This window comes from Ruegeria sp. AF8, from assembly GCF_056541825.1.
The window spans coordinates 19,331-38,547 of the sequence record NZ_JBQFYW010000019.1; the positions used below are offsets into that span (position 1 = coordinate 19,331).

At 62.1% G+C, this 19,217-nt stretch carries 16 protein-coding genes; 7 read left to right on the top strand and 9 right to left on the bottom strand.

Annotated features, from left to right (window positions below; genetic code table 11):
- Window positions 1–45 precede the first annotated feature (45 nt).
- Both ACR0AO_RS20920 and ACR0AO_RS20925 read left to right on the top strand, forming a co-directional pair.
- Window positions 46–480 carry a hypothetical protein gene (locus tag ACR0AO_RS20920; RefSeq protein WP_480608059.1) on the top strand — a complete coding sequence of 145 codons (435 nt, stop codon included), beginning with the start codon at window positions 46–48 and terminating at the stop codon, window positions 478–480.
- Window positions 473–1,708, top strand: a complete 1,236-nt coding sequence (locus ACR0AO_RS20925) for an HlyD family secretion protein (RefSeq protein WP_480608061.1) — start codon at window positions 473–475, stop codon at window positions 1,706–1,708. Before ACR0AO_RS20920 ends, ACR0AO_RS20925 begins: the two co-directional genes overlap by 8 nt.
- Window positions 1,709–1,822: 114 nt before the next feature.
- Here ACR0AO_RS20925 and ACR0AO_RS20930 read toward each other — a convergent pair whose 3' ends face one another.
- The 7 genes from ACR0AO_RS20930 to xdhA all read right to left on the bottom strand — a co-directional run bounded on the left by ACR0AO_RS20930 (window position 1,823) and on the right by xdhA (window position 11,258).
- Window positions 1,823–2,896: a BMP family ABC transporter substrate-binding protein gene (locus ACR0AO_RS20930; RefSeq protein WP_480608064.1), complete on the bottom strand. Its 1,074-nt coding sequence runs from the start codon at window positions 2,894–2,896 to the stop codon at window positions 1,823–1,825.
- A gap of 35 nt (window positions 2,897–2,931) precedes the next feature.
- Window positions 2,932–3,852: an ABC transporter permease gene (locus ACR0AO_RS20935; RefSeq protein WP_480608066.1), complete on the bottom strand. Its 921-nt coding sequence runs from the start codon at window positions 3,850–3,852 to the stop codon at window positions 2,932–2,934.
- 3 nt (window positions 3,853–3,855) lie between these two features.
- Window positions 3,856–4,938, bottom strand: coding sequence for an ABC transporter permease (locus ACR0AO_RS20940; protein WP_480608069.1), 1,083 nt, complete (start codon window positions 4,936–4,938; stop codon window positions 3,856–3,858).
- A gap of 63 nt (window positions 4,939–5,001) precedes the next feature.
- Window positions 5,002–6,519, bottom strand: a complete 1,518-nt coding sequence (locus ACR0AO_RS20945) for an ABC transporter ATP-binding protein (RefSeq protein WP_480608072.1) — start codon at window positions 6,517–6,519, stop codon at window positions 5,002–5,004.
- Window positions 6,516–7,496 (bottom strand): xanthine dehydrogenase accessory protein XdhC, encoded by a 981-nt coding sequence (gene xdhC / locus ACR0AO_RS20950; RefSeq protein WP_480608075.1) that lies wholly within the window; start codon window positions 7,494–7,496, stop codon window positions 6,516–6,518. The genes ACR0AO_RS20945 and xdhC overlap by 4 nt, the downstream gene beginning before the upstream one ends.
- Window positions 7,486–9,900, bottom strand: a complete 2,415-nt coding sequence (xdhB, locus tag ACR0AO_RS20955; protein ID WP_480608078.1) for a xanthine dehydrogenase molybdopterin binding subunit — start codon at window positions 9,898–9,900, stop codon at window positions 7,486–7,488. Before xdhB ends, xdhC begins: the two co-directional genes overlap by 11 nt.
- A complete protein-coding gene (gene xdhA, locus ACR0AO_RS20960; RefSeq protein ID WP_480608081.1) occupies window positions 9,897–11,258 on the bottom strand; it encodes a xanthine dehydrogenase small subunit in 1,362 nt (453 codons plus the stop codon). Before xdhA ends, xdhB begins: the two co-directional genes overlap by 4 nt.
- Before the next feature lie 338 nt (window positions 11,259–11,596).
- Between xdhA and dnaE the strand changes: the two genes are divergently transcribed.
- The 3 genes from dnaE (at window position 11,597) to ACR0AO_RS20975 (ending at window position 15,793) form a co-directional block, all read left to right on the top strand.
- Window positions 11,597–15,097: a DNA polymerase III subunit alpha gene (gene dnaE / locus ACR0AO_RS20965; protein ID WP_480608083.1), complete on the top strand. Its 3,501-nt coding sequence runs from the start codon at window positions 11,597–11,599 to the stop codon at window positions 15,095–15,097.
- Window positions 15,098–15,190: 93 nt separating this feature from the next.
- Complete coding sequence (locus ACR0AO_RS20970) at window positions 15,191–15,409, top strand: YMGG-like glycine zipper-containing protein (RefSeq protein ID WP_480608086.1); 219 nt, start codon at window positions 15,191–15,193, stop codon at window positions 15,407–15,409.
- A 15-nt stretch (window positions 15,410–15,424) separates the two neighbouring features.
- Window positions 15,425–15,793, top strand: a complete 369-nt coding sequence (locus tag ACR0AO_RS20975) for a hypothetical protein (protein WP_480608088.1) — start codon at window positions 15,425–15,427, stop codon at window positions 15,791–15,793.
- 20 nt (window positions 15,794–15,813) lie between these two features.
- Here the strand turns inward: ACR0AO_RS20975 and ACR0AO_RS20980 are convergent, their stop codons facing one another.
- Both ACR0AO_RS20980 and ACR0AO_RS20985 read right to left on the bottom strand, forming a co-directional pair.
- Window positions 15,814–16,500, bottom strand: coding sequence for an imm11 family protein (locus tag ACR0AO_RS20980; protein ID WP_480608090.1), 687 nt, complete (start codon window positions 16,498–16,500; stop codon window positions 15,814–15,816).
- 10 nt (window positions 16,501–16,510) lie between these two features.
- On the bottom strand, window positions 16,511–16,705 hold the full coding sequence (locus ACR0AO_RS20985) for a SlyX family protein (protein WP_480608093.1): 195 nt from the start codon (window positions 16,703–16,705) through the stop codon (window positions 16,511–16,513).
- A 102-nt stretch (window positions 16,706–16,807) separates the two neighbouring features.
- Here ACR0AO_RS20985 and ACR0AO_RS20990 point away from each other — a divergent pair, with 102 nt between their 5' ends.
- Both ACR0AO_RS20990 and hisS read left to right on the top strand, forming a co-directional pair.
- Complete coding sequence (locus tag ACR0AO_RS20990) at window positions 16,808–17,611, top strand: crotonase/enoyl-CoA hydratase family protein (RefSeq protein ID WP_480608096.1); 804 nt, start codon at window positions 16,808–16,810, stop codon at window positions 17,609–17,611.
- Between the two features lie 117 nt (window positions 17,612–17,728).
- Window positions 17,729–19,216, top strand: coding sequence for a histidine--tRNA ligase (hisS, locus tag ACR0AO_RS20995; RefSeq protein WP_480608099.1), 1,488 nt, complete (start codon window positions 17,729–17,731; stop codon window positions 19,214–19,216).
- Window position 19,217 lies beyond the last annotated feature (1 nt).

Sequence of the window (19,217 nt, forward strand, 5' to 3'; positions counted from 1 at the left end):
CCACGCCGCATACTGCCCAAAAGTTCAATTTAAAGGGGGAAGGACTTGGACAGTCAGGCACTGCATCCGATCGCAACCGCACATATTCCCGGCTATTTGCCCGGACCCGACGGCAGTGACCCGCTTTTTGTGGGCGTTGCCGTATTCACCATCTGCCTGATCGTGTTCATCGGCGCGATGTATTTCACGCTGCACGCCCTGCCCGAACGGATGGCACATCATGGCAATCATACGCAATTCCAGGTTATCGGCATTCTGGCCCTGATCGCTTTGTTCACGCACAACAACATCTTCTGGGTTGCCGCACTTCTGATCGCGGCGTTCCGGATGCCCGACTTCCTGACACCGCTACAATCGATGGCGTCTTCGCTCAGTGGTATTCTCAGCCGGATTCCCGGCAACGTGGCCCCGGAACGGGCCGTGTCCCACCCGCAGCCGCAAACCCAACCCGAAACAGAGGAGGCTCAGCGAGATGTTTGAGCTTCTGATCTGTTCGCTGGTCACGATCCTGCCGGATTATCTGTATCGCCGCTATCGCCAGGGCAAGCGCTGGGGGCACGAAATTACATTCTTTTCCATGTGGTATGAACTGCGGCACGGCATCACGCTTTGCGCTGTTCTTACGATCTCTTTGATAACGCTTGTGTTTTTCTACCATCCTTCTGCCACTAGCGTGAGGTCATATTTCCGCACGGTGACGATCCTGCCGGAAACCGGCGGGCGCGTGTCCGAGGTGCATGTGGCAAACAACCAATTCGTCGAGGCAGGGACATTGCTGTTCCGTCTGGACGATGCCAGCCAGAAGACTGCGGTCGAAACCGCGAAGCGCAAGGTGGAAGAGGTCGAGGCCTCCGAAGTCGTGGCGCAAGCGGATCTGGCCGCCGCGATGGGTTCCGTGGCGCGGGCCGAGGCATCGCTGCAGCAGGCCAATGACGATCTGGCGCGCGAGCAGGAATTGCTGAATCGCGGGTCAAGCGCCGCCAGGGTGCAGGAAGTCGAACGCTTCACCAACCTGGTCGACATCCGCGAGGGTGAGTTGTCCGCCGCGCGGGCACAGCAACAGGCCGTCGAAGAGAATATCCGAGTCCTGATCCCGGCACAGCAGGCAAGTGCCGAGGCAGCGCTGGAACAGGCCGAGGCCGAGTTCGACAAGACATTTGTCTATGCCGGCGTCTCGGGCACGGTCGAACAGTTCGCCCTGCAGGTCGGCGATTATATCAACCCGATCCTGCGGCCCGCTGGTATCCTGGTGCCCGAGGAATTCACGGAGCGCCACCGCTATGTCGCTGGGTTCCCCCAGATCAGCGCAAGCGTGATCAAGCCGGGCATGTATGCGGAAATGGCCTGTCTGGCCAAACCGTTCACCGTTATTCCGATGGTCATCATCGGGAGGCAGGACGTTGTGCCCTCTGGCCAGATCCGACCATCGGATCAACTGGTCGATCCGCAGGACAACGCGCGCCCGGGCACGGTGACCGTGTTCATGGAGCCGGTCTATGTCGGGCAGGCCGAAGGCATTCCCGCAGGATCGAACTGCATGGCCAACGCCTATACCAACAATCACGATATACTGCATGACGAGGATCTGAGCACCGGGCGCTGGCTCTATCTGCATGTGGTCGACACGGTGGGGCTGGTTCACGCGATATTGCTGCGTATTCAGGTATTGCTTTTGCCGGTGAAAACGCTGGTTTTGAGCGGGCATTGAAGCCGGGCGCGGGGCCATATGGTCGTTTCCCGCTCAAAGGAACACCTGTGACACCGTCAACAACAAAAGGCCCGCCGGTTCCGGCGGGCCTTGATGTTTGGCATGTTCCGAAAGTTATTGCGGAATGTCGCCTTCGATGCCCTCGACGTAGAAGTTCATGCCCGCCAGGGTGCCGTCATCGGCGGTCTCGCCTTCGCCCAGCCAGTCGCTGCCGTCCTGCTTTTTCAGCGGGCCGGTGAACGGGTGGTACGAGCCATCGGCAATCGAATCCTTCAATGCCAAGGCCTCGGCCTTGATCTCGGCTGGAACGCGGTCGGTGATGTCACCGATGCCCACCATTCCGGCTCCGATGCCGTCCCAGGTGTTCACGGTTTCCCAGTTGCCATCCATCACCGCCTTGGTGCGCGCGATGTAGTAAGGCGCCCAGTTGTCGATGATCGACGAGACACGCGGGCCGTCCTTGTATTCGGACATGTCCGAGGCCTGGCCAAAGCCGATCACGTTGCCTGCGTTCTGGGCGGCGGCCAGCGGCGCGGTCGAGTCGGTGTGTTGCAGGATCACGTCGGCGCCCTGTTCGATCAGAACCTTGGCGGCGTCCGCCTCTTTCGCCGGATCGAACCAGGTATAGGCCCAGACGATCTTGAACTCGACATCGGGGTTTACCTTCTTGGCGTGGATATAGGCCGAGTTGATACCCCGGATCACTTCGGGGATCGGGTAGGAACCGATATAGCCGATGACGTTGGACTCGGTCATGCTGCCAGCGATATGGCCCTGAACCGCGCGGCCTTCGTAGAATCGGGCGGAATAGACCGAGACGTTCGGCGCGGTCTTGTAGCCGGTGGCGTGTTCGAATTTCACGTTCGGGAATTTCTTGGCCACGTTGATGGTCGGGTCCATGTAGCCGAACGAGGTTGTAAAGATCAGATCGGCCCCTTCCAGTGCCATCTGGGTCATCACGCGCTCGGCGTCGGGGCCTTCGGGCACGGATTCGACGAACACCGTCTCGACCTGATCGCCAAACTCGGCCTCGACCGCCTGACGGCCTTTGTCGTGTTCATAGGTCCAGCCGCCGTCGCCCACCGGGCCGACATAGACGAAGCCGACCTTGGTTTTGTCCTGCGCCATGGCGCCGGTCGCCAGACCAATCGCCATTGCGGCAGTTGCCAGAAGTGATGTGATTTTCATGTGGTTTCTCCCCAAGTTGGTTCAGTTGGCCACTCTTAGTGTGTGGCATGGAAGGTCCGGCCAAGCGAAGCAGGCGCGCTGCTTTTGTCAGCCGAAAGGATCACAAGCACAAGGATCGTGATGATGTAGGGCGACATTGCCAGATACTCGACCGGGATGGCAACGCCCGCCGCCTGCAGGTTCAGCTGTACCACGGTCACGCCGCCGAACAGATAGGCGCCCAGCAGAACGCGCCACGGTTTCCAGCTGGCAAAGACCACCAGCGCCAGCGCGATCCAGCCGACGCCCGCGGTCATACCTTCGGTCCACTGCGGCACGCGGATCAGGCTGATATAAGCCCCGCCCAGACCGGCGCAGGCGCCGCCGAACATGATCGCCAGAATGCGGATGCGGATCACCTTGTAACCCAGCGCATGGGCGGCATCGTGGTTTTCGCCTACCGCACGCAGGATCAGGCCAACGCGGGTGTATTTCAGCACGTACCAGACCACCGCGATCAACGCGATGCCGAGATAGAGGATCAGGTCATGGCTGAACAGAATCGGGCCCACGACCGGCAGATCGCTGATGACGGGAATGTCCAGCCGTCCCATCTGTGGCGGCTTGATGCCGACATAGGACTGCCCCATCAGCGCGCTCAGGCCCAGTCCGAACAGCGTCAACGCCAGTCCGCTGGCCACCTGGTTGGCCAGCGCAATCTGGGTCAGTACCACGAACAAAAGTGACAGGATGGCGCCGCCGATGGCTGCAGCGATGAAGCCCAGCCAGGGCGAACCGGTCTCGACCGAGATGGCAAAGCCACAGATTGCGCCGACGATCATCATGCCTTCGACGCCAAGATTCAGAACGCCGGCTTTTTCCACCACCAATTCACCAATTGCGGCCAGCAGCAAAGGGGTGGCAGCAACCATCAGCGAGGCCACCAGCAGGACGGGATTGATTGCAGACAGGTCCATGGATCAGGCCACCTCTTTGCGGGCCGCACGGATGCGGTAGTTGGTCAGAAGATCGAGCGCCAGCAGGAAGAACAGCAGCATCCCCTGGAACACCTGGATCGCGGCGGCGGGCAGGCCTAGGCTGCCCTGGGCGATTTCGCCACCGATATAGGTCAGCGCCATCAGGCCACCTGCCAGCAGGATACCCACTGGATGCAGGCGGCCCAGAAATGCCACGATGATCGCAGTAAAGCCGTAGCCCACGTTGAAGTCGATCGAGATCTGCCCGGACGGTCCGGAGACCTCGAACAGCCCCGCCAGCCCGGCCAGCGCGCCGGACATGCCCAGACAGAACAGGATCAGCCGAGCCGGATTGACGCCCGCGAATTTCGCCGCGCGTGGTGCTTCGCCGGTCAGGCGGATGTGGAACCCGGTCATGTGACGGTTCAGCAGCACATAGGCAAAGATCACCGCGATAAAGGCCGCGACGACGCCCCAGTGCATGCCCGATCCTGCAAAGATCTCGGCATTATGGGCGCTGGCATAGGATTGCAGGTTGCGCGAGCCGGGAAAGCCAAAGCCTTCGGGGTTTTTCAGCAAGCCCAGCGAGACCGAGGCCAGCATCTGCTCGGCCACATAGACCAGCATCAGCGAGACAAGGATTTCGTTGGTGCCAAAGCGAACTTTGAGAAAGGCCGGGATGCTCGCCCACAGCCAGCCGCCGAACGCCCCCGCGATCACCATGATCGGGAAGATGTAGAACGCTTCCAGCGGATAAAAGGCCAGCCCCGCACCGGCGCCGAAAATGGCGCCCATGATATATTGACCCTCGGCCCCGATGTTCCAGATCCCGGCGCGAAAGCCCAGGGAAAGGCCGATCGCGATCAGCACCAGCGGCGCGCCCTTTACCAGCAGCTGCGGGCGGTAGAAAAAGGCGAATTCGCCAAACAGAGGCTCCCAGAAAATCGTCCGGATCGCCTCGACCGGGTTCTTGCCGAGGGCTGCAAACAACAGCCCGCCGAACACCATTGTCGCCAACACCGCAACCAGCGGTGTCGCCATCGACCAGGCCTGTGACGGCTGTGGCCGTTTCTCCAGCACGATCATCCGCTCATCCCCCTGTAGACTTCATCATTTTGTGAATACTCCCGCCCGAGGCGGCCGAACCCCTCAGACATGGGCCACCTCCATTCCGTGGGCGCCGCCCATCATCAGGCCGATCTCGTCCACCGTCAGGCCGACGGTCGTGCGCGGGGCGCTCAGGCGGCCTTCGTTCAGGGCAGCGAAGCTGTCCGAAATTTCCATCAGCTCATCGAGATCCTGACTGATGCAGACCACAGCGGCCCCCTTGGCCGCCAGGTCGAGAATGGCCTGCCGGATTGCCGCTGCGGCGGCGGCATCGACGCCCCAGGTCGGCTGATTGACCACCAGAACCTCTGGGTTCTGCAGCACTTCGCGGCCGATCACAAATTTCTGCAGATTGCCGCCGGACAGTGACCGGGCCGCGTTGTCCGGCCCCGGTGTGCGCACGTCGAACGCCTCGATGATCCGTTCGGCAAAGGCCCTGGTCTCGGACCATTTCAGAAAGCCGTTTTTTTCCAACGCCTCGCGTACCGATCCGGTCAGCAGCGCGTTTTCGGTCAGGCTCATGTCCGGCGCCGCCGCATGGCCCAGCCGTTCCTCGGGCGCGGTCAGCAGCCCCATGACGCGGCGCGCCGTTGGCCCCTTCCGTCCGATCGGCTTGCCAGCCATCTTCACCGCATCCGCGTCGGCCAGAATCTCACCCGACAACACGCCCAGCAATTCGTCCTGGCCGTTGCCGGCGACCCCGCCGATGCCCAGGACTTCGCCCTTGCGCACCGTCAGGTGCAGATTTTTCAGAGCAGTGCCGAATTCGGTGGGAGACGGCACGCTCAGTCCGCTGATATCCAGCGCCACGGCGCCGAACTCGCGGCCGGACCGCTGGGGCGTCTGCAGGGTCGAACCGACCATCATTTCCGCCATGTCGCGGGCCGAGGTCTCACGCGGAACACACTCGCCGACATTCTTGCCCAGACGCAGGATAGTGGCATGATCGCAGAGCGTGCGGATCTCTTCCAGCTTGTGCGAGATATAGAGGATCGACGTGCCCTCCGAGCGCAATTTCTGCAGCGTTTCGAAAAGGATATCGACTTCCTGAGGCGTCAACACACTGGTCGGCTCGTCCATGATCAACAGCTTTGGGTCCTGCAGAAGGCATCGGATGATCTCGACCCTTTGGCGTTCGCCCGCGGACAGATCGCCTACCGTCCGGAAAGGATCCAGCGGTAGACCATAGGTTTCCGAAACTTCGCGAATGCGCGAGGCCAGATCACCCATCGCGGGTGGGTTTTCCATGCCCAAAGCGATGTTCTCGGCCACGTTCAGCGCGTCGAACAAGGAAAAATGCTGAAACACCATTGCGATCCCGTCGGCGCGCGCGGCGCGCGGTTCGGGCGGGGCGTAGGTCTGACCGCGCAACAGCATGGTGCCGCTGTCCGGCTTCACCAGCCCGTAAATCATTTTCACCAGCGTGGATTTACCCGCGCCGTTTTCGCCCAGCAGCGCGTGCACCTCACCCTCGCCGATATCGAACGAGACGGTGTCGTTGGCCACGACGCCGGGATAGGCCTTGGTCAGCCCCTGCAAACTCAGAAGTGGTGTGGTCACGCGCTCAGATCCTTCTTCAAATCGTTCTGCATTGCGGGGCGCAGCATTCGTGCCGCCACACCCACCGCGATCATCTGCGGATGTTTGCCCAAGGACGGGTCACCAATCGGGCAGGTGATCCGGCCAATCCGCTCGGGCGCATGGCCCAGTGCGGCAAGCCGTGATCTGAACCGTGCCCATTTGGTAGCCGAACCGATCAACCCGGCAAAGCGGAAATCGTGCGAAAGCAAATGGTTGCACAACTCCAGATCCAGATTGTGCGAATAAGTCAACACCAGATGCTCGGCGTCAATGGGCGCGTGACGCACCAGTTCCGCCGGTTTGGCGGCGGGGACCGGGGTAACGCCCGCCGGGATAATTTCGGGGAAACGCTCGGGACCTGTATCAATCCAGGTGATCGACAGATCGGGCAGCGGCGACAGAACATCCACCAGCGCCCGGCCCACATGGCCCGCGCCCCAGATCCACAGCTTGCGCGCCGGTTGATGCACCGGCTCGATCATCCAGCCGTCGACCAGCTGCGGCTCGGGCTGAAGGCCCTGACCGCGCGCTCGTGCCAACACGCGCTTGACCGCCAGGGGGCGGAACCCGGAAACCTGCAAGGCCTCCGCTCTGATTTTCGCATCGGAAAACGGCACTGCCACTTGTCGGACGATCACGTCGCCTTCCAGTCGCGCCACAGATGCGGCGTCGTGAACCTCCGACACCAGCGATACCGCACCGCCGCAGCATTGGCCCAGATTGGGACCCAAAGCGTGGTGGCTAAGTCGCACGGCAACGTCCTGACACCGCGCGGCCTCGGCCGCCTCGAACTCCAGCGTTCCGCCGCCGATGGTGCCCGACTGTCCGCCGTCCCAGACCAGCATCGCCGCGCCCACTTCGCGCGGGGACGATCCCTTGATCGCGGCAATGACGACCCGCACCACGCGCCCGTGAGTCTTGACCGCCTCCCTCAAAGCCTCCCGATCAAATCCCATCGCGCACCCTCCGAACTCCGCGCCAGACCTCCTCCGCCGTGGCGGGCGCATCCAGTGCCGGATAGGCGCCGCCGCAGGCCGCCACCGCATTCGACAGAGCCAGCCATGCCGAGATGCCCAGCATGAAGGGCGGCTCGCCCACCGCTTTCGAGCGATAGATCGTGTCCTCGCGGTTCTGCCCGTCCCAGAGCGCGACATTGAAAATGTCGGGCCGGTCCGAGCAGGCGGGGATCTTGTAGGTCGACGGCGCATGCGTCGTTAGCCGCCCCTTGCCGTCCCAGACCAGTTCCTCGGTCGTCAGCCAGCCCGCGCCCTGCACATAGCCGCCCTCGACCTGCCCCACATCCAGCGCCGGGTTCAGCGAGGCCCCGGCATCATGCAGGATATCGGTGCGAAGAATGCGGTTCTCGCCGGTCAGCGTGTCCACCGCCACTTCGGTGATCGCCGCGCCATAGGCAAAGTAATAGAATGGCCGCCCATGGCCCTTGATCCGGTCCCATTCGATCTTGGGGGTCTTGTAGAATCCGGTGGCCGAAAGGCTGATGCGGCCCTGATAGGCCAGCGCCGCGGCCTCGGCGAAGGTATAGCGCGCCTCGCCCACCTCGGCATGATCATCGGCGAATTTCACCGTTTGCGGATCAGCCTGATGCCGCTCGGCCAGGAAATCGGACATCCGGTCGCGAATGGTGTCGCAGGCCGCCTTGACCGCCATGCCGTTCAGATCGCTGCCCGACGAGGCAGCCGTGGCCGAAGTGTTGGGCACCTTCGCGGTATCGGTCGCGGTGATCTTGATCGCCTCCAACGGAATGCCGAACCGGCTGGCCGCCACCTGCGCCACTTTCTGGAACAGGCCCTGTCCCATCTCGGTGCCGCCGTGGTTCAGATGCACCGAGCCGTCCTGATAGACATGCACCAGCGCGCCCGCCTGATTGAGATGGGTCAGCGTGAACGAGATACCGAATTTCACCGGCGAAAAGGCGATGCCCTTCTTGACCACCCGATTTTCGGCATTCCACTTGTCCACCGCCGTCTTGCGCGCGGCATAGTCGCTGGATTTCAGCAATTGTTCGGTTATCCCGTGCAGCTCGAAATCGGTAACCTCCATGCCATAGGGCGTGGTGTTTCCGCCTTCCGCCACCGGCCGGACCGGTGGTGCGGTGGTCACCTGTTCCACCCGGCCCAGACTGGTCAGGTCTTCATGCGGATCAACCGGGGTCAGCGGGCGCTCTGGCAAGTGCTCGGGAGCCATTCGCGGCGCATGCGCGGCCTCGTAATAATTGCGGCGCCGCAACTCGACCGGGTCGATTCCCAGCGCGTGGGCGGCATGATCCATCACCCGCTCGATCGCGACCATACCCTGCGGCCCGCCAAAGCCGCGATAGGCGGTGGCGGACTGGGTGTTGGTCTTCAGCCGGTGGCTTTCGATCCGCGCCGTGGGCAGCAGATAGGCGTTGTCGGAATGCAGCATTGCCCGGTCCGCCACCGGCAGCGACAGGTCCTGCGCCCAACCGCAGATGGCATATTGGTGGAACGAGACGCCCTGAATGTGGCCATGCTCGTCAAAACCCGCGCGATACGAGATGCGGAAGGCGTGGCGCTTGCCGGTGATGACCATGTCGTCATCGCGGTCATATCGCATTTTGCAGGCCTTGCCGGTGGCGCGGGCCGCCACGGCGCAGGCCACGGCCAGCGCGTTGCCCTGGCTTTCCTTGCCGCCGAATCCACCACCCATACGGCGGGTTTCAACCCTGACGCCATGCATTGGAACACCCAGCGCCTCGGCCACCTTGTGCTGAATCTCGGTCGGGTGCTGGGTAGAGCTGTGCACCAGCATGTCGCCGCCCTCGTTCGGCACTGCCAGCGCCGCCTGACCTTCCAGATAGAAATGCTCCTGCCCGCCCATCTCGAAAGTGCCGTCGATGACATGCGCCGCAGTGGCAATGGCCGCGTCGGCATCGCCCTTGGCATATATGCGCGGTCCTTCTTCGAACCGGCTGTCGGCGGCCAGCGCCTCGTCAACGGTCAGGATCGGAGTTTCCTCGTCATAGTCGACCTTGCCCAGCCGCGCCGCCTTGCGCGCGGCCAGATGGCTGGTGGCCACCACCAGAAACACCGGCTGGCCGACATAATTCACTGGGCCGTCCGATAACAGTGGCTCGTCATGGATCGAGGGCGAGACATCGTTGGCAAAGGGCAGGTCATCGGCCGTCATCACCAGAACGACGCCGGGGGCGCTTTTTACCGCGTCGAGGTTCATCGCTGAGATCCTGCCCCTGGCAATCGGGCTCAGGCCAAAGGCCAGATGCAGTGCGCTCTTGGGGGTTGGAATGTCATCGATATAGCGTGCGGTGCCTGCGACATGCAGCGGCGCCGCGTCGTGGGGAAGAGGTTTTGTCACGCTCATGCCGTCACCTCCAGAATATTGGTCACTTCGCCCTGATCCTCGGCGAAATAGCGTTCCAGCATCGCCTTTGCGGATTCCAGCCGGTATTCCGCCGAGGCGCGCATATCGGTGAGCGGCGTGAAGTCGGCGTCGAAAGCGGGCAGGGCGTTCCTGACGCTCGCCTGTGTCCAGGGCCGGCCGGTCAAGGCCGCCTCGACTTCGCTGGCGCGTTTCGGGATACCCGCCATGCCACCAAAGGCGATGCGGGCCCCGGTCACGGTTCCGTCCGAAACGGTGATGTTGAAACAACCGCACACGGCCGAAATATCCTGATCGAACCGCTTGCTCAGCTTGTAGCATTTCAACCGGTCCGGCTGACGGGCAAAACTGACACTTTCGACGAATTCGCCCGCAGCGCGGTCCTGTTTACCGTAGTCGACGAAGAACTCTTCCAGTGGCAGGTCGCGGCGGGTGTCGCCCTTGCGCAGGTGCAGCGTCGCGCCCAGTGCGATCAGCGCCGGGGGGTTGTCGCCGATGGGCGAGCCGTTGGCGATATTGCCGCCCACGGTGGCCGCATGGCGCACCTGAACGCTGGCATAGCGGCGGATCATTTCGGCATAGGACGGGTACAGATCGGCAAGTGCTGCGCCCATCCGGTTCATGTCCACCATCGCGCCAAGGCGCACGTGAGAATCCGTGATCTCAATCCGCTTCAGGTCGTCGCAGCCCGCCAGAAAGATTACCGGGTCCAGGTCGCGCAACTGCTTGGTCACCCAAAGACCCACATCCGTCGCACCCGCAACCAGTGTCGCGTCTGGATTGGTGGCATAAACCTCGGCCAGTTCATCCGACGACCGGGGCATCATCGGCGAGGTGGCTTCGGCTGCAACAGGTTTGTCCTGAACCCAGACTGGCACCGGCTGTTTTTCTGTCGCTTGAGCCGCGCGGATGATCGGCGCATAGCCGGTGCAGCGGCACAGGTTCCCGGCCAGCTGCGTGTCGTGATCGGTCGCGCCTTCGGCATGACTCGCCACCATCGACATCACGAAGCCCGGCGTGCAGAAGCCGCATTGCGATCCGTGGTGATCGACCATGGCCTGTTGCGCGGGGTGCATTTGGCCGTCTGGGCCGCTGGCCCCTTCGACCGTGCGCACAGCCTTTCCGTGCAGCTGCGGTAGAAACAGGATGCAGGAATTCAGCGCCTTGGCGCCGTCCTCATCCGTGACCATGACTGTGCATGCGCCGCAATCGCCCTCGTTGCAGCCCTCTTTGGTGCCGGTCAGCCCTTGCTCGTCGCGCAGCCAGTCCAGCAGCGTTGCGGTTGGCGGAACATCCGCCAATTCTACAGTCTCTCCGTTCAGAAGAAACGTGATGTTCATAAGTGAAACCCGTCGCCTTACCCCGTTGGCCCCAGTTGCCCTCCTTCGATGCGACGTAGAAAGAGGCGCGGGCTTATATTCATACATCAGGTTAGAAACAGCGGGTGCGATCTGGCAAGGAAAACTGCCCGTGAGGCGAAGGCGGGATCAAGGCCGGCGACATTTTGTCTCGCCCGTTTTTGACATAAGTCAATGAATGCTAGGAGTTTTTCCGCATTTTGTACGTTTGCGCCCCGAAGCACCTTCTGGATTCTCCGAATAATCTTCTGTCACTTTTTGGCATCCCGACAAGCCGGTTCCACCTTTCTCGCCGCGCACAGCTGGGCTAGCTTGGGCTCATGAGCAGCATCCCCCGATTCATTCACCTTCGCGTTCACACCGAGTATTCCCTGCTGGAAGGCGCCATGCGGCTGAAAAAGCTGCCGGGGCTTTGTGAAAAGATGGAAATGCCCGCCGTTGCGGTGACCGACACCAACAGCATGTTCTCGGCGCTGGAATTTTCCGTCACCGCCAGTGGCGCGGGCATTCAGCCGATTATCGGGTGTCAGGTGGATCTGGCCTATGTGCAGTCGCAGCCGGGCGAAAAAGCCAAAGCGCCTGCGCCGATGGTGCTGCTGGCGCAATCCGAGGCCGGGTATGAGAACCTGATGAAGCTGAGTTCCTGTCTGTATGTGGACAAGGGCGGGCAGTTGCCGCAGGTCACCTTGGAAGAGTTGGCCGAGCACTCGGATGGCCTGATCTGCCTGACCGGCGGGCCGGACGGACCTGTCGGGCGGTTGTTGCACCAGGGCCAACGCCCGGCGGCCGAGGCTTTGGTGGATCATTTGGCGGCGATGTTCCCGGATCGTCTGTACATTGAACTGCAGCGTCATCCGGGCGAGGACGGTCAGCCCGAGGCCGAGCGCCTGACCGAGCGTGGCCATGTCGAGATGGCCTATGCCAAAGACTTGCCTCTGGTCGCGACAAACGACGTCTTTTTCCCGACATCGGACATGTATGAGGCGCATGACGCGCTGATCTGCATTGCCGAGGGTGCCTATGTCGACCAGCAGGACGGCCGCCGCCGCCTGACCGCGCAGCACTATTTCAAATCACAGCAGGAAATGGTGACGCTGTTTGCCGACCTGCCTGAGGCCATCGAAAATACCGTCGAGATCGCCAGACGCTGCGCGTTCATGGCCTATCGCCGCGACCCGATCCTGCCGAAATTTGCCGATGACGAGGTGGCCGAGCTGCGCCGCATCGCCAATGAGGGTCTGCAGAAACGTCTGGCTGTGATCCCCCATGCGGTGACGCCCGAGGAATATCAGGAGCGGCTGGATTTTGAACTGGGCATCATCGAAGGGATGGGGTTCCCCGGCTACTTCCTGATCGTCGCCGACTTTATTCAGTGGGCCAAGGATCACGACATCCCAGTGGGACCGGGGCGGGGGTCCGGTGCGGGCTCGCTGGTCGCATATGCACTGACGATCACCGACCTTGACCCGCTGCGCTATTCATTGCTGTTCGAACGGTTCCTGAACCCGGAGCGGGTGTCGATGCCCGACTTCGATATCGACTTTTGCATGGACCGCCGCGAAGAGGTGATCCGTTACGTGCAGCAGAAATATGGTCGCGACAAGGTAGGGCAGATCATTACCTTTGGTGCGTTGCTGTCGAAGGCGGCTGTGCGCGATATCGGGCGGGTTTTGCAGATGCCTTACGGGCAGGTGGACCGCCTGTCCAAGATGATCCCGGTCGAAGGGGTCAAGCCCGTTTCCATCGAAAAGGCTCTGAAGGATGAACCGCGCCTGCGGGAAGAGGCGCGCAACGAAGAGGTTGTGGACCGCCTGCTCACCTACGGCCAGCAGGTCGAAGGGCTGCTGCGGAACGCATCGACTCACGCGGCAGGGGTTGTGATTGGCGATCGTCCACTGGACGCGCTGGTGCCTCTGTATCAGGACCCGCGTTCGGACATGCCCGCGACCCAGTTCAATATGAAATGGGTGGAACAGGCCGGGCTGGTGAAGTTCGACTTTCTGGGCCTGAAGACGCTGACCGTGATCCAGAATGCGATGGATTTGATCTTCAAATCCGGGCGTCCGCTGCATGTGGCGGCTGATGGCACCGAACTCTACGAACCCGCCGAAGGAGCCGAAAACCAGATCAACGCCATCCCGCTGGACGATGAGGCGACGTACAAGCTCTACTCGGCTGCCAAGACTGTGGCGGTGTTCCAGGTGGAATCCACCGGCATGATGGATGCGCTCAAACGCATGAAGCCAACCTGCATCGAGGATATCGTGGCCCTTGTGGCGCTCTACCGCCCCGGCCCGATGGAGAACATCCCGACCTATTGCGAAGTCAAGAACGGCCTGCGCGAGATCACATCCGTGCACCCTCTGATCGACCATATCCTCGAGGAAACGCAGGGCATCATTGTCTATCAGGAACAGGTGATGCAGATCGCTCAGGTGATGGCCGGGTACAGCCTCGGCGGCGCCGACCTGTTGCGCCGAGCGATGGGTAAGAAGATCAAAGAGGCGATGGACGCCGAGCGCCCGAAATTCGAAAAGGGCGCGGGTGAGAACGGCGTGGATGCCAAGAAGGCCAGCGAAGTCTTCGACCTGCTGGAAAAATTCGCCAATTACGGCTTCAACAAATCCCACGCTGCCGCCTATGCGGTGGTCAGCTATCAGACCGGCTGGCTGAAGGCGAACCATCCGGTCGAATTCATGGCCGGTGTCATGAACTGCGATATCCATCTGACGGACAAGCTGGCAGTCTACTTCGAAGAAGTCCGCAAGGGGCTGGGCCTGCCTTACGTTCCACCTTGTGTGAATCGCTCACTGTCGACGTTTGATGTGGTGAACGGCGAACTGGTCTATGCGCTGGGCGCGCTCAAGAATGTGGGTGTCGAGGCGATGAATCTCGTGGTCGCCGGTCGCGACGATAAACTCTTCGTCAACCTGTTCGATTTTGCCCGTCGGGTGGACCTGAAAAAGGTCGGCAAGCGCCCGCTGGAAATGCTGGCACGGGCAGGGGCGTTTGATGAACTCGACAAGAACCGCCGCCGCGTCTTCGACAGCCTCGAGGCGCTGGTCCAGTACTCGGCCGCGATTCACGAGCAGAAGAACTCGAACCAGGTGTCTCTGTTTGGCGAGGCCGGCGACGACCTGCCCGAACCTCGCCTTGCACCGACGCCCGACTGGCTGCCGGCCGAGCGGTTGAGCGAAGAGTTCAAAGCCATCGGTTTCTACCTCTCGGGCCACCCGCTGGATGACTACATGCCCGCATTGAAACGCAAGCAGGTGCAAACGCTGGATGAGGTGATGGAAAATGCCCACTCCGCCCCGCTGATCGCCAAGATGGCTGGTGTCGTCGCCGGACGGCAGGAACGGAAATCGGCGCGTGGCAACCGGTTCGCCTTTGCCCAGCTTTCCGACCCGACCGGGGCTTATGAGGTCACGCTGTTCTCGGAAACGCTGGAAAAGTCGCGCGAGTTCCTGGAGACCGGCGCGCAAGTGGTGCTGACCGTCGAAGCGACGATGGAGGCCGACCAGCTCAAACTGCTGGGCCGTTCGGTGGGGCCGGTCGATTCCGTCGTGGCCGATGCCGGGGCCACCGGTCTGCGAATCTTTGTGGACGAAGCGCAGGCCCTGCCCACCGTCGCCAAGGTGCTGGAGGACGCGGCGGGTGTGGCCAAGGGCGCCTCGCGCGGGCCGATCCAGTTGCTGCTGCTTGATCCGGGCTTGCCCGGCGATGTCGAAATGGATCTGGGTCGCGAGTTCCCCATCAACCCGCAGATCAAGGGCGCGCTCAAGTCGCTGGAAGGGGTAATGTCGGTCGAGGAGATCTGAGCCGCCACCGGCTTGTTGTCACAACGCCCGGCCCGCGTTAGGCTGGCCCTAATACAAGATATTCGCTGGATTTTGTAAGAGGAGGGCGGTCGCATGACGGCTTTCAATATTGGTATTGGCAAATTTTCTTTTGCGATGGCCTTGTCATTGGCGCTGGTGACAGCGGGGCAGGCGGTGGCTGACAAGAAAAAACAGGAAGATGCCCTCAAAGGTGCGCTGATCGGGGCCGGTGTCGGCGCGCTGATCGGTGACGGCAAGGGGGCTGCGGCGGGGGCTGTCGTCGGGGCCATCATCGGGGCCAACAAGGAGTAGCCGGGAGGGAACGGAATGCGTATTGACAAGCTTGCACGGCTCACCTGCGCCGCGTTGATCGCGGTACCCGGCCTGGCGCTGGCCGATGAAGAAGCCGATCAGATGGTGCAGCAGGCGCTGCCGGTGATGTATCATACCTGCGCCTCGGTCATCGAAGAGGCGAACGGGGATGACGCGTATGTTCTGGATGTGGTCGGCAAGATGACGGCCTTGTCGCTTTACAATCGTCAGATCAACATCGAGGATCACGCGTCCTCGGACGAAGACAAAGCAAAACTGCGCGAGGCATTTCTGACCGCGCTGCGTGACGGCTGCAGCGGGGACGAAGATGCTCTGCTGGCCGGGGTTGTGGACGGGGCGGTGAAATCGACGCTGGGTCTGTGAAATCCGCGGATTTGCGGGTGTTACAGCACGCCCACTCCACAGCGCACCAGTCCCCAGCCCTTGTCGACCCCTGAGGCCTTCAGGCCGGACACAAGGCGGTTGGACAAAAAGAAGAGTTTGGGCACCAATGGGTCCAGCCAGATATCCGGGCCTCCCAGCGCTTCGGGAACAACGACAAGCTCGGATTCCCGGTTGCTTCTGGGGAGATAGCGTGCGCCATGGCGATTGTTCAGCGGTGAACGAATATCACCTTCCGGCCCCAGCGCCTCATAGTTGCCCATCGAGCGTTTGTTCGCCACATTCAGAAAGTAGTAGGGCTCGGATGTGGTCAGGTAGCTTTCGGTCGAATCCATCAGCGTCAGCGGGTGAAACACCGTCTTGCCCAGATCATACTGTTCCAGCACGGCCTTTGCGGAATCGGACACCATCGGCCACCCTCCGCCACTGATAAATGGCGCGGTGTAGTCTTCAGCTCTGGAGTTGTAATGCCAGACATCCCCGACCTGTTCCTTGGTCAGGATGTCGCCACGCTTCCAAGCCTGTGCAGCGGCGTTTAGTATTTTGTTGAATTTCTCGACTATCTCTGGGGTTTGTTTCTTTTCCCAACTGTCAGTGTATTCCCGACGGGATACACCGTCTATCGCGTTGATATTGTTGACCGTTGTGGCAACCCACACGCAGGGTTCACCATCCGACTTTTCAGCCATCACAACGCCCTCAATAATGCGGCGGGCGTTCATCGCCCAGCACGATCCCGCCCGATCCTTCCTGCTCGCGCGCCGCTTCGCGCTGCATCAGCATCTCGACTCGGCGGGTCAGCCGGTCGATCTCGGCCTGTTGCCGGGTGACGACCGCGTTCAACTCGTCCACGGTGCGGGTCAGATGGGCGATCTGTTCTTCCAGATGCTGCATCGGCAGGCTCCCTGATTGTGCTGCCCCCGCTCATACAGGCGCGACGTCACACTTGCCAGCCCCGCCACCCAAGGCAAGGCTGAAAAGCAAGAGGGGACCGCCATGACCATTCTGACAAACATCACCGGGCCGATCACGACCATCGCCATCAACCGCCCCGAGGCTCGCAACGCGGTCGATCCCGCCACGGCGCAGGCGCTTTATGCTGCGTTTCTCGCCTTCGAGGCGGACGAGACGCAACAGGTCGCCATCCTGACCGGCACGGGCGGCTATTTCTGCGCGGGCTTCGACCTCAAGTCGGCGGGATCGGGACAGGCGGACAATTGGATCGCCTCGCTGGACATTCCCGCCGACTGGACCGATCCGATCAACGACCCGCGCCCCGGCCCGATGGGTCCGTCGCGGCTGATGCTCTCCAAGCCGGTCATCGCCGCGATTGAAGGCCCGGCAGTGGCGGGCGGTATGGAACTGGCCGCGTGGTGCGACATGCGCGTGATGGCCGAGGGTGCGGTGACCGGCGTGTTCTGCCGCCGCTGGGGTGTGCCGCTGATCGACGGCGGCACTGTCAGGCTGCCCGCGATTCTGGGGCAGGGGCGGGCCAACGACCTGATCCTTACCGGACGCCCCGTCGACGCGAACGAGGCTTTGGCCCTGGGCTTCGCCAACCGGACTTGCCCCGAGGGCGAGGCATTGGCGGTGGCGCAGGATCTGGCCCGCGATCTGGCCCGCTTTCCGCAGGCCTGTCTGCGCGCCGATCACCTTTCGGCCCGGATGCCACCCGCCGATCTGGCCGCCGCCCTGCGCCGCGAATGGCGCTCGGCCGCCGCATTCACCGCCGAGGGTCGCGCCGGTGCCGCGCAGTTTGCCGCGGGCAAGGGGCGGTCGGGGGATTTCAGCGAAATCTAACGGATTGCCCCGAGGAATGATCAGGGACAGGCGGCTGCGGCAGCGCATTACCTTGCCCCTGCGTGGACCATCGGCTAGACCGCGCGCGAAACAGGAATATCCGCAAGGACGCCCCAAATGGCCAAGCCCAAGAAACAGCCCCGCCCCAAGGCAATCACGCCGAAAGGGTTTCGCGACTATTTCGGCTCGGAAGTTACGCAGCGCACCGAGATGCTGCGGACCATCGCGGGTGTCTATCATCGCTACGGGTTTGATGCACTGGAGAGCAGCGCGGTCGAAACCGTCGAGGCGTTGGGCAAGTTCCTGCCCGATGTCGACCGCCCGAACGAGGGTGTGTTTGCCTGGCAGGAATTCGACGAGGGCGGCAATGGCGACTGGATGGCCTTGCGCTATGACCTGACCGCGCCGCTGGCGCGCGTTTATGCGCAGCACCGCAACGACCTGCCCACCCCCTATCGCCGCTATGCGATGGGTCCGGTCTGGCGCAATGAAAAGCCGGGACCGGGGCGCTTTCGCCAGTTCTATCAGTGCGACGCGGATACTGTCGGAACGGCCTCGATGGCTGCGGATGCCGAGATCTGTGCGATGCTGTCGGACACGCTGGAAACCGTCGGCATACCGCGCGGCGATTATCTGGTGCGAGTCAATAACCGCAAGGTGCTGAACGGCGTGCTCGAGGCGATGGGTCTGGGCGAAGACGCCGCCGCCCGCGACAGCGTGCTGCGCACCATCGACAAGTTCGACAAAGTGGGCGAGCAGGGTGTGCGCGAGCTTCTGACCAAGGGCCGTCTGGATGCCTCGGGTGCGTTCATCGACGGGGTGGGCCTGAGCAATGATCAGGCCGAACCGGTGATTGCCTTCCTGACCTCCAAGGCTGCGGATACAGCCGGAACACTGACGAATTTGCGCATCGCCGTGGGCGATAGCAAGATCGGCGCGGATGGAATTGCTGAACTGGAACAGATCGGTGCCCTGCTGGATGCGGGTGGCTATGGCGCGGATCGGATCGAGATTGACCCTTCGGTCGTGCGCGGCTTGGGCTACTACACCGGACCGGTCTACGAGGCCGAACTGACCTTCGAGGTATTTGACGAGAAAGGCCGCAAGCGGCAGTTCGGGTCTGTCTCGGGTGGCGGGCGTTATGACGATCTGGTCAAGCGCTTCACCGGGCAGGAAGTGCCCGCGACCGGTATCTCCATCGGTGTCGACCGCCTGCTGGCCGCGCTGCGCGAAAAAGGCCGGATCAGCGCGCAGGCTACTGGGCCGGTGGTTGTTACAGTGATGGATCGCGACCGCATGGCCGACTATCAGGCCATGGTGGCCGAGCTGCGCAATGCAGGCATCCGGGCTGAGGTCTATCTGGGCAATCCCAAAAACTTCGGCAACCAGTTGAAATACGCCGACAAGCGGAACTCGCCCATTGCGGTGATCGAGGGTGGCGACGAAAAGGCGGGTGGCATCGTGCAGATCAAGGACCTGATCCTTGGCGCGAAGATCGCCGAAAGCGCCACGCTGGAGGAATGGAAAGAACGCCCCAGCCAGTTCGAAGTGCCGCGGGGTGATCTGGTTTCGAAAGTGCGTGAAATTCTGGACAGTCAGGACTAGG

Bases quoted from the DNA above. Each gene is read 5' to 3' on its own strand.
- ACR0AO_RS20925 (WP_480608061.1), top strand. From the start codon at position 473: ATGTTTGAGCTTCTGATCTGTTCGCTGGTCACGATCCTGCCGGATTAT.
- ACR0AO_RS20930 (WP_480608064.1), bottom strand. From the start codon at position 2,896: ATGAAAATCACATCACTTCTGGCAACTGCCGCAATGGCGATTGGTCTG.
- ACR0AO_RS20935 (WP_480608066.1), bottom strand. From the start codon at position 3,852: ATGGACCTGTCTGCAATCAATCCCGTCCTGCTGGTGGCCTCGCTGATG.
- ACR0AO_RS20940 (WP_480608069.1), bottom strand. From the start codon at position 4,938: ATGATCGTGCTGGAGAAACGGCCACAGCCGTCACAGGCCTGGTCGATG.
- xdhC (WP_480608075.1), bottom strand. From the start codon at position 7,496: ATGGGATTTGATCGGGAGGCTTTGAGGGAGGCGGTCAAGACTCACGGG.
- xdhB (WP_480608078.1), bottom strand. From the start codon at position 9,900: ATGAGCGTGACAAAACCTCTTCCCCACGACGCGGCGCCGCTGCATGTC.
- xdhA (WP_480608081.1), bottom strand. From the start codon at position 11,258: ATGAACATCACGTTTCTTCTGAACGGAGAGACTGTAGAATTGGCGGAT.
- dnaE (WP_480608083.1), top strand. From the start codon at position 11,597: ATGAGCAGCATCCCCCGATTCATTCACCTTCGCGTTCACACCGAGTAT.
- ACR0AO_RS20970 (WP_480608086.1), top strand. From the start codon at position 15,191: ATGACGGCTTTCAATATTGGTATTGGCAAATTTTCTTTTGCGATGGCC.
- ACR0AO_RS20975 (WP_480608088.1), top strand. From the start codon at position 15,425: ATGCGTATTGACAAGCTTGCACGGCTCACCTGCGCCGCGTTGATCGCG.
- ACR0AO_RS20980 (WP_480608090.1), bottom strand. From the start codon at position 16,500: ATGGCTGAAAAGTCGGATGGTGAACCCTGCGTGTGGGTTGCCACAACG.
- ACR0AO_RS20985 (WP_480608093.1), bottom strand. From the start codon at position 16,705: ATGCAGCATCTGGAAGAACAGATCGCCCATCTGACCCGCACCGTGGAC.
- ACR0AO_RS20990 (WP_480608096.1), top strand. From the start codon at position 16,808: ATGACCATTCTGACAAACATCACCGGGCCGATCACGACCATCGCCATC.
- hisS (WP_480608099.1), top strand. From the start codon at position 17,729: ATGGCCAAGCCCAAGAAACAGCCCCGCCCCAAGGCAATCACGCCGAAA.